Here is a 9,014-nt window from a genome sequence, read left to right as displayed (position 1 = left end):
TGTCGCGGTCGTAGTAGTCCTCGTGCTCGACGCGCTTGAGGAAGGCCACGATACGGTAGGTCAGCGGCGTGGCCAGCACTTCCCACAGCACCTTGGCGATGTAGTTGAACAGCATCACCTTGCCGAGCAGCGACCCACTCCATGCGCCCAGGAACGCGCGACAGAAACTAGACTCCGTTCACCTCACCCGACTACGTCGCCGCCCGCTGGCCTCTCATCAACCGGAATGCTGGCTTCCCATGAACCGGAACGCTGGCTTCTCTTGACCGGAATATGCACGGCCCAACCCGACCCGACAGCTACCGGGTGCCGGAAGCTACACCACGCAGCGGGACACAATCCGGTGGTGCAGCCCGGAGTGAAGTCCTTGGGGCAGAAATACAGCACCAGCCATTGACCGCGATAGGCGTCCAGCGACTGCCAGCGTCTGTTCTGATCCTGCAGCTTGAAGCCGGGGGCCACCTGCCCGATCTGCGGCGGCATCGCCCGCAAACGCCATGGCGGGCGGCAGACACGGCGCAAGAAGCATCACGAGCCTGCGGCACATGGGGGTCTTCCGATGCGGGAGAAACTCATGCTGGCGCGCACGCTGGCAGCTCGTGCTGCAACGCAATCTTCAGGGAACACCCGGCGTACGTGTGTGGCGTCCAACACGCAGGGTCAGCAGCGCGGCCACCAGCAGAAAACCGCCCGCAAGACGGATCACGTTTTCCGGATTGCCCGCCAGCAGCGGCCCATAGATCCACGGCAAAGTGAGGATCTGCAGCAGCATCGGCACCACGATGAACACGTTGAACAGCCCCATGTACACGCCGGCGCGTTCGGGCGGAATGCTGCCGGCCAGCAGCGCGTAGGGGTTGCCCATCATGCTGGCCCAAGCGATGCCGAGACCCACCATCGGCAAGAACAGCCAGGCGTGCACATGGATCTGCGGCAACGCCAGCAGCCCGACACCCCCAGCGCAAAGGCTGGCGACATGCAGTGCCCGCGACCCGAAACGCCGCGCCAGCGGCAGCATGGCCAGCGCCGCCAGAAAGGCGAGGAAATTGTAGAAGCCGCCGATCTGGCCGTTGATCAGAACCGCCTGGGTGAAACCCGCTGCATGCGAGTCGGTCGTCCCGAACAGGGTGCGTGCCAGCGACAGCGGGATGTACTCCCAGTAGCAGAACATTGCGTACCACTGGAACAGCATCATCACCGCCAACTGGCGCATGGTCGGCGGCATCTCGCGCAGTGCCGATAAGATCTCGTCGAGAGTCGCCTTCCAGCTGCGCGGCGCAGCCTCGATGCGCGCGCGTTCGGCTTCGGTGAGAGGCAGTTCCGGCGTGGTCCATGCAGACCAGGCCACGGTGGCGATAGAGACCACCGCACCAATCAGGAACGCAGCCACCACCACGTAGGGAATGCCATGTGCATTGACCAGCCCTGCGTGCAGACCGAATAGCACCATGATCGAGGGCGTGAGATAGGCCAGCGTCTGCGAGAGCCCGGTGAATGCGCTCTGCATCAGAAAACCGATCGCATGCTGGCTGCTGTCCAGGCGGTCGCTGACGAACGCGCGATAGGGCTCCATGGTGACGTTGTTGGCCGCATCCAGGATCCACAGCAACCCGGCCGCCACCCACAAGGCCGGACTGTAAGGCATGGCCAGCAGGCACAGACTGCACAAAAGCGCACCGACCAGAAAATAAGGCGTGCGCCGCCCCAGGCGCGTGTCGGTACGGTCGCTCAACGCACCGATCAGCGGCTGGATCATCAGCCCGGTGATCGGCCCGGCCAGCCACAGGTAGGGCAGCGTAGCATCATGTGCGCCGAGGTATTTGTAGATCGGGCTCATGCTGCTTTGCTGCAGCCCGAAGCTGAACTGGATGCCGAAGAAGCCCAGGTTCATGTTGACGATCTGGCGGATCGACAGGCGTGGCTTTGCGACAACCAGGGGTGTGGCGTTCGCGCTCGACGAGGTCTCGCTGCCGTGCATCACAGGTCTCCGGGTCAGCGCGCCGTCAGAGCAGACAGCGCCGCACGCCACGGTTCGTAGAAGCCGACGGCGGAGGGAAGCGCGCCGCGCAGTCCGCAACTGGCTGCCGCGAAACGAGAGGCGAAGGCCATGGCATCCGCCAGATCCCCGTGTAGAGCAAGAGCCGCCAGTACCGCGGCGGCGAAAGCATCACCCGCGCCGACGGTATCCACCACCGGCCCAGCCGGGATCGCGGGCTGACGCGCGCGCAGCACGCCGTCCGCATTCCAGGCCGTGGCGCCATGTTCGCCATGGGTCAGCAGCACGTTGCGCAGCGACAGAGCTTCTGCAAGACGCGCGATGGCCGCGCTTCGACACATGGATGCCTGCACACCTGGCGCATCGTCCGCGAACTCCAGCCAGCGGCACATCAGGGCGAGCTCCTCGGCGTTGACCTTCAGCACCTCGGCACCCTTGACGGCCTGCAGCGCAATCGCCGGCGTCGTCCCCGCCTCGCGCCAGTTCAGGTCGACGAAGCGTCGTGGCCGCAATGCGCCGCTCAGCGCTTCAAGTGCGGCATGGCTGTCGGCGCTCCGCAGTACCAGAGTGCCGGCATACAGCCAACAGCGTTCTGGCTCCCAGGCGCATGGCAGCGCCGCAAGCACGTTGACGGCCTCGCCAGCATCGATGTGGTCATAAGCCTGGTCGGGAAGAATCTCGAAACGGTGGCCATGCGTATCCTCGTGCACCCGCACGCGTCCGGTGGCACGTCCGGGATCGCGTTGCACGCCCTCCATGCGCAGGCCACAGCGCGTGGCCACCGCGTCGATTTCCTGCGCTGCAGCATCCATGCCGATGCGGCTGACCAGCAGCGGTTCGAGGCCCAGTCCCGCCAGATGGCAAGCGACGTTGAACGGTGCGCCACCCGGCAGTTCGGCCTCGGCAAAGGCGTCTACCAAGGTCTCACCGAAGACCACCACCAAGTCGTGCCGCGCTCCGCACTGCCCGGTCATGCGCAACACCACCAGGCCATGCCCCAGGCAGGAATCTGCAGGGTGCCGTCTCCACCACGTGCCAGGCCTGGCCACAGAAGCTGCCAGTCATCCTCCAGTCCGAGCGCCGCGGCATCGACGTCGCGCACCCCCGGCGCGAAATTGAACAGCGCCGTGGAATGCGCGCCACGACGCAGACCAAGCAGCGCCGGATCGGGCAAGGCGACGATCTCGACCGGCGACTCCAGGCTGCCGGCCGGCAGCGCGCGCCGCGCCAGCGCCAGCTGCCGCAGCAGGGTCCGCGTAGCCGCGGGCACGCCGATACCCGCGTCGGCCTGCGCCGCACGCTGCAGGTCGTAGCGGGGACGCTGCAGCCAGCGTCCGTCCGCAGCCAGGCGCGCGGCATCCCCGCTGTCGCAATTGTTGGTCTGGCCGAATTCGTCGCCCATGTAGACCAGTGGCACCATGCCAATCCAGTAGGCCAGCCCATACATCAGCGCGAAGCGTGCAAGTGCCTCCTGCCACGGCGCCTGGTCCGCGGGCGCGTCAAGACCGAGCAGGCTCGCGGTCATGCCGTTGGTGCCATGCACACCGGCATTCTGCTGCTGGAACGCCGCGCCGCGCGCATAGCTGTCTCCGCCACCCTCGAGGAAATGCGCAGCACGCACAACGCACGCTGCGGCGTCCTCATCCCCCTGCGCATCGAGTACGCCCCAGACAATATCGTCATGGCATCGCACGTAACTGATCCATCCGCAGCCTTGCGGCAGCCGTGGCGTCTGCACGAGTTGCTGGCGCAGAAGCGTCGCGTCCCCGTTGGCCAGGCTGGCCCAGGCTGCAGCCATCTGACCGCTGTGGTAGGCCAGCTGGCAGGCGTGGCCGGCATCGTCTCCTTGACCGAAGTAGCGCGCCAGTTCGCGCGTGGGCATGATCGCCTCGGCCTTGAGCACCGTACCCGGCGCGGCCAGATCCAGCACGGCGCGAAAGGCCACCAGCAGTTGCTCCACTTCGGGCAGGTTCACGCAGTCTGTGCCCTTGCGTTTCCACAGGAACGGCGCCGAGTCCAGGCGCAGCACTTCGATGCCACGATTGGCAAGACGCAGCATCACGTCGGCCATCTCGGCGAAAACCGGCGGATGCGCGTAGTTGAGATCCCATTGGAACGGATAGAACGTGGTCCACACCCATCCGCCGAGCGCTTCGACAGGGGTGAAATTGCCGGGCGCGGTCTGCGGGAAGATCTGGCCCAGACTGCGCTCGTGGGCGGCGACTTCACCGGCATCACGCAGTACATGGAAATAATCGCGGTAACGGGCATCCCCGGCACGCGCAGCACGCGCCCAGGCATGGTCATCAGCCACATGGTTCAGCACGAGGTCGGCACACAGGCTGATACCTGCCCCGCGCAGTGCCGCGGTCAGCTCTTCGAGGTCCGCCATGCTTCCAAGCCCCGGCTCTACATCCTCGAAACTGGCCACGGCGAAGCCGCCATCGCTCTCGCCGGCACGTGCGCGCAGGAACGGCAGCAGGTGCAGATAGCCCACACCCAGTTCGCGCAAGGCCGGGATGCGTTCGATCACCCCTCGCAAAGTCCCCGCGTAACGGTCGACATAGGCGCTGTAGCCGATCCACCGCGCACGCTCGATCCAGTGCGGATCCCTGCTGCGCGCGGCATCCTGCTGGCACAGTTCAGCGTGACGCCGTGCAGCCAGTGTTCCGATGCTGGCGCATAGCGTATCGAACCAGGGCGAGAATCCTGGGAGCGTGCCGTACAACGCGTGTAGCGCTTCGTGCAGGCGTCCTCCCGCCTGCGTGAAACGCAGGTTGGCCTCATCGCAACGGTCACGCGGCATGGCCGACACGAAAGCGGCGCGGCCGACCGCGATGTGCCGCAGCCGGCCGCGAAGCTGGGCTTCTGGTTCGCTCACAACTTGTATTGCCAGACTACGTAGACGCTGCGCGGCAGGATCGATCGCGCCGTGTTCAGGCCGTTGGCCGTGACCACGTTGGGACTGCTGTCGATCTCGGTCAGGCCGACGGTATTGAACACATTATCGGCATACAGCGAGATGTTCATGCGCGGGTTGATGGCGTACTGGGCGAAGAGGTTGGTCTGCACGAAGCCTGGCATGACTAGGCCATTGGGTGTACCACCCGGAGACTTGGTGGTGCCTATCACTGTCGCGCCCACAGTCCATGCGCTCCTGTTGTAGACGGGGCTGATCTGGTAGATCCAGTGCGCCTGCCGTTGCGGTGCATTGCCCACGTCGTCCGGTGTGATGGCGTCGGCGGTGATGCGCGAGAGCGTGTAGGTGGCGCCGGCGCGCAGCGCGAAGCCGCCGTAGTTCACCGAGCCTTGCAGCTCCAGACCCTTGGCGCGGTAATGGCGGCTGATCACCGCCAGATTCTGCGTGACGTCCTGGTTCTGCTCCTGCGTGGTGGCCAGGAAACCGGTCGCGAACAGCGAGTAATGGCGATTGCCCCACTTCAGGCCCATCTCATACTGCTTGACCACGTTGACCGCCACCGGCTGCGTGGCATTGCCATCGGGGAGGATACCGCCGCCGAACAGCAGGCGGTCGGCGTTGAAGCGCGCGCCGCTGCTGACGCGCGCGAAAGCCGCGAGGTTCATGTCGAACATGTAGTTGGCGCCGAAGGAGTACTCCAGATGCGAGCGCGTGTAGTCGACCGGCATGGGTGCCGCGTTGTTGACCACCGGGACCGTCTGTTCGGGATACTCGATGATGCCGTCTTGGTTGACGTCGATCGGCGCGGTGCCGGTCGAGCCTGCATAACTGCCGCTGGCGCGCATGCGGTCGAAGCGCAGGCCGCCGTCGAAACGCCAATTGCCCGGTTCCCAAGTCAGTGAGACGAACGGCGCGTCCATCGTGTACTGCACGTCATACGAACGCTGGCAGCAGTTGCCAAAGTAGGGCTCGCCGTAATTCACCAGTCCGTTCTGTGTCAGCAGCTGGCCCTGCGCGTTGCTTACGTTGAGCAGTTGCGCGTTCTGACCCTGCACAGTTTCCAGATAGGTGTTCCAGTGCCAGTCCTGGTTGATGTGCTGCAGCGAGTGGTAGTAGCCGAGCTGTACATCCAGCGGACCACTGGAGGTATCGAAATTGCGCGTGAAGGTGAGGTTGTTGGTGGCGTTGTCCATGTTGGGCAGCGTCACGTTGAACAGGATCGTGCGCACGGCCAGCCCGTTGCCAGCCAGTGCCGCCGGGTTGGCGATGGCTTGCCCGGCGTTGGGCCCGGTGGCATAGCTCAGTGTCGCGCCACTGCCGCCGATCTCCTGTGCCAGCGCGGAAGCGGCGTTCACCTCGGCGGGATAGGGCCCGACGAAGGAGCCGGAGTTCTTCGCGATGCGGAACTGCTCGTGCATCTTCCAGCCACCTTGCAGGGTGAACTCGCCGATGCCGCCGATCGCGGTCACCTTGGAGTGGTAGCCATCGGCCAGATTGGTGACCACGCGGTTGCCAGCGGCGTTCATGGACAGGTCGCGCTGCCAGTACGGGGTCTGCAGCGCGCCGTCCTGAATGCTGAAACCCGGGATCGAGCTGACGCTGGGGTTGCTGTTGCTGCCAGTGATGTACAGCGGCACCGGCAGGTACACCGGCTCCTTGTCGTTCAGATACTGGAAGCTCAGGCGCAGAAAACCACCGTCGATGTCATGGGTAATGTTGCCCATGAACTGTCCGCCCTGCTGCGCGGTGTAACCCACCGGCTTCTGGCCCTGCCCACTGTGGATGAATCCGCCAACATGGTAGCGCGTGGTGCTGTTGATCGGACCGCCGTAGTCGAAGTCCAGACGGCTGGTATCGTAAGTGCCCAGCCCGTAAGTCAGGCCGACCGCGCCGCCCTTTGTGCGTCCGGTCTTGGTGATGAAGTTGATGATCGCGCCGGGCGCGTTGCTGGCGAAGATCGACGATGAGCCGCCGCGCACCACCTCGACGCTGCGCAAGTTGTAGTCGGGACGGATGAAGGTGTCGGGCGTGGCAAAAGCGATATCGCCGAACTCCAGTACCGGCATGCCGTCGATCTGGTACTGCACGTACTTGGCGCCGCCCGAGGCCTCTGGCAGGCCGCGCACGGAGATGTTGGCGTTGCCGTCGCCGCCGGAGGACTCTGCGCGGATGCCGGGGATGTCGCGCAGGATGCCGGAGGCGCTCTGCGCGCCACTCTGCTGCAGTTGGGTGGCGTCCAACGTACTGACCGACACGCTGGAGCCCATCACCGTGACCGCCTCGGGCACGGCGGTGACGATCACCTGCGAGAGACTGACTGCCTTCTTCTCGTCCGGTTTCCGCGTCGTTGCGGCGTCCTGTTTCGTCTGCTGGGCATCGGCCGCGTGCGCGGCGGCCAGCGGAGCAAGCACCAGGCCCAGTGCCAAGGCCAGGGTGGTCTTTCGGATCGGTGTGCGATGCATGGTCCCCTCCGGATTGGTATTCAGCGCCAGCCTGCGGCGCATGGTGATGGGTTGGCTGGTCGGCGCGAACCGCGGCTCGGCCCCAGGCCAGCGCACACACTGTCCAACATATTGCAATCGATTGCATTCTGCATCGCATCATTAAAAACAATATGATATGATCAATATAAATCAATACGAAAAATCGATTCCGATACTGGCAATGTGACACCCCGGAGCCAACCGGCGCATGGTCGAGGTCCGCGGGGCGACGCATACCGGTCAGGCACGCGCAGCCGCCAGCGAACCGTTGCGCCTGGACGCCCAGACACGACGCGGTCAGCGGCTGCTGGTGCGCACCACCAATTCTGTCGGCAGCTGCTGCGAGCTGGCCTCCCCACCCGCCATGCAGTGCAGCAGTGTTTCGACCAGCGCGACGCCGCCTGCCTGCAGAGGCTGCCGCACGGTGCTCAGGGGGGGCGACGAATAGGCCGCCAGTTCGACATCGTCGTAACCGACCACGGCCATGTCCTCGGGGATGCGCATCTCATGCGCCCGCAACGCACTGATCAGTGACATCGCCAACAGGTCACTGCAGGCAAATACCGCATCGCAGCGCGGGCGCTGCGCAAGCAGGCGCTGGGCAGCATCCAGCGCACCAGATGGCAGGAAGGGTTCGCTCAGCACCAGCGCCGGATCCGGTGCCAGGCCGAGATCCTGATGCGCCTGCAGGTAGCCGGCATAGCGCTGCGCCACCTCGGGCAAACCGGTATCGCCGATGAAGGCGATGCGCCGCCGTCCCTGCGCCAGCAGATGCGCCGTGGCCAGACGACCACCGGAGCGATTGTCGGAACCGACCGTGGCGTAGAGCTGGCGATCCAGCTGCGCACCCCACACCACCAAGGGCGTGCCCCGCGCAGCCAACGCGTTCAGTTGCGCATGCTGGTGCCACTGGCCGATCACGACGATCCCCGCAGCCCGACCGGTGGCGATCAGCTGCTCGGCATCATGTAGGCGACTGGCATCCATGCGCACGACCAGCATCTCGTAGCCGCGCTCGGTCAGGGCATCGGCGAGGCTGCCGATCAGGCCAAGGAAGAACGGGTCGGTCAGCGGCTGCCTCGCCGCCGGCTCGAAAGGCACGATGACGGCGATCGTGGGATTGACGCCCCGGCGCAAACGCATCGCTGCTGTGTTGACGCTGTAGTTCAGCCGCCGCGCCAGATCCTCGATGCGCTGCCGCGTCTCCGCATTGACTGCCGGATGACCCTGCAATGCACGCGATACCGTCGACGTGGATACACCGGCCATGCGCGCCAGATCGGCCATGCGCATGCGCTGTCCCGCGCGCGGGGGGCGTGCTGGCGGCGAACCGGGCGATGTCGGATTACGGCGTGCCATGGAGGAATTGACAGAAGCGTCCAGATAGGGGCCGGTTGAGGTCACTGCACCTCGCACACGGCATCGTAGCCGTGCGCATCGAAGCGCAGAAGACACCGGCAATGCCCGAAAGGTTCAACCGGCATGGCGATTCCGCCCCGGACGCCTGCACCCGGCGGTGACGCATGCACGCCGCGGCAATGCCGTCCACGAAGGTGACGAGATCGCGATCAGCGGCGCGCGTGCGAATCTGGAGCAGCGCCGACAATGCGCGCAT

7 protein-coding genes are annotated in these 9,014 nt (G+C 65.2%); all 7 read right to left on the bottom strand.

The window, feature by feature from the left end; genetic code table 11:
* Positions 1–183: 183 nt before the first annotated feature.
* Positions 184–483, bottom strand: a complete 300-nt coding sequence (locus tag AC2VLV_RS13035) for a redoxin domain-containing protein (protein WP_486990395.1) — start codon at positions 481–483, stop codon at positions 184–186.
* 133 nt (positions 484–616) lie between these two features.
* Positions 617–1,978 (bottom strand): MFS transporter, encoded by a 1,362-nt coding sequence (locus tag AC2VLV_RS13030; RefSeq protein WP_486990394.1) that lies wholly within the window; start codon positions 1,976–1,978, stop codon positions 617–619.
* A gap of 14 nt (positions 1,979–1,992) precedes the next feature.
* Entirely contained in the window at positions 1,993–2,937 is a 945-nt protein-coding gene (locus AC2VLV_RS13025; RefSeq protein ID WP_486990396.1) for a PfkB family carbohydrate kinase, read from the bottom strand.
* A gap of 29 nt (positions 2,938–2,966) precedes the next feature.
* On the bottom strand, positions 2,967–4,877 hold the full coding sequence (locus AC2VLV_RS13020) for an alpha-amylase family glycosyl hydrolase (RefSeq protein ID WP_486990393.1): 1,911 nt from the start codon (positions 4,875–4,877) through the stop codon (positions 2,967–2,969).
* On the bottom strand, positions 4,874–7,378 hold the full coding sequence (locus AC2VLV_RS13015) for a TonB-dependent receptor plug domain-containing protein (RefSeq protein ID WP_486990392.1): 2,505 nt from the start codon (positions 7,376–7,378) through the stop codon (positions 4,874–4,876). Before AC2VLV_RS13015 ends, AC2VLV_RS13020 begins: the two co-directional genes overlap by 4 nt.
* A gap of 318 nt (positions 7,379–7,696) precedes the next feature.
* Entirely contained in the window at positions 7,697–8,692 is a 996-nt protein-coding gene (locus AC2VLV_RS13010) for a LacI family DNA-binding transcriptional regulator (RefSeq protein ID WP_486990391.1), read from the bottom strand.
* A 52-nt stretch (positions 8,693–8,744) separates the two neighbouring features.
* Positions 8,745–9,014, bottom strand: a 270-nt coding sequence (locus AC2VLV_RS13005; protein ID WP_486990390.1) for a hypothetical protein, incomplete at its 5' end; no start/stop codon positions are given.

The organism is Thiomonas sp. TH-17 (genome assembly GCF_057473305.1).
This window is presented reverse-complemented; position numbering and strand designations above follow the sequence as displayed.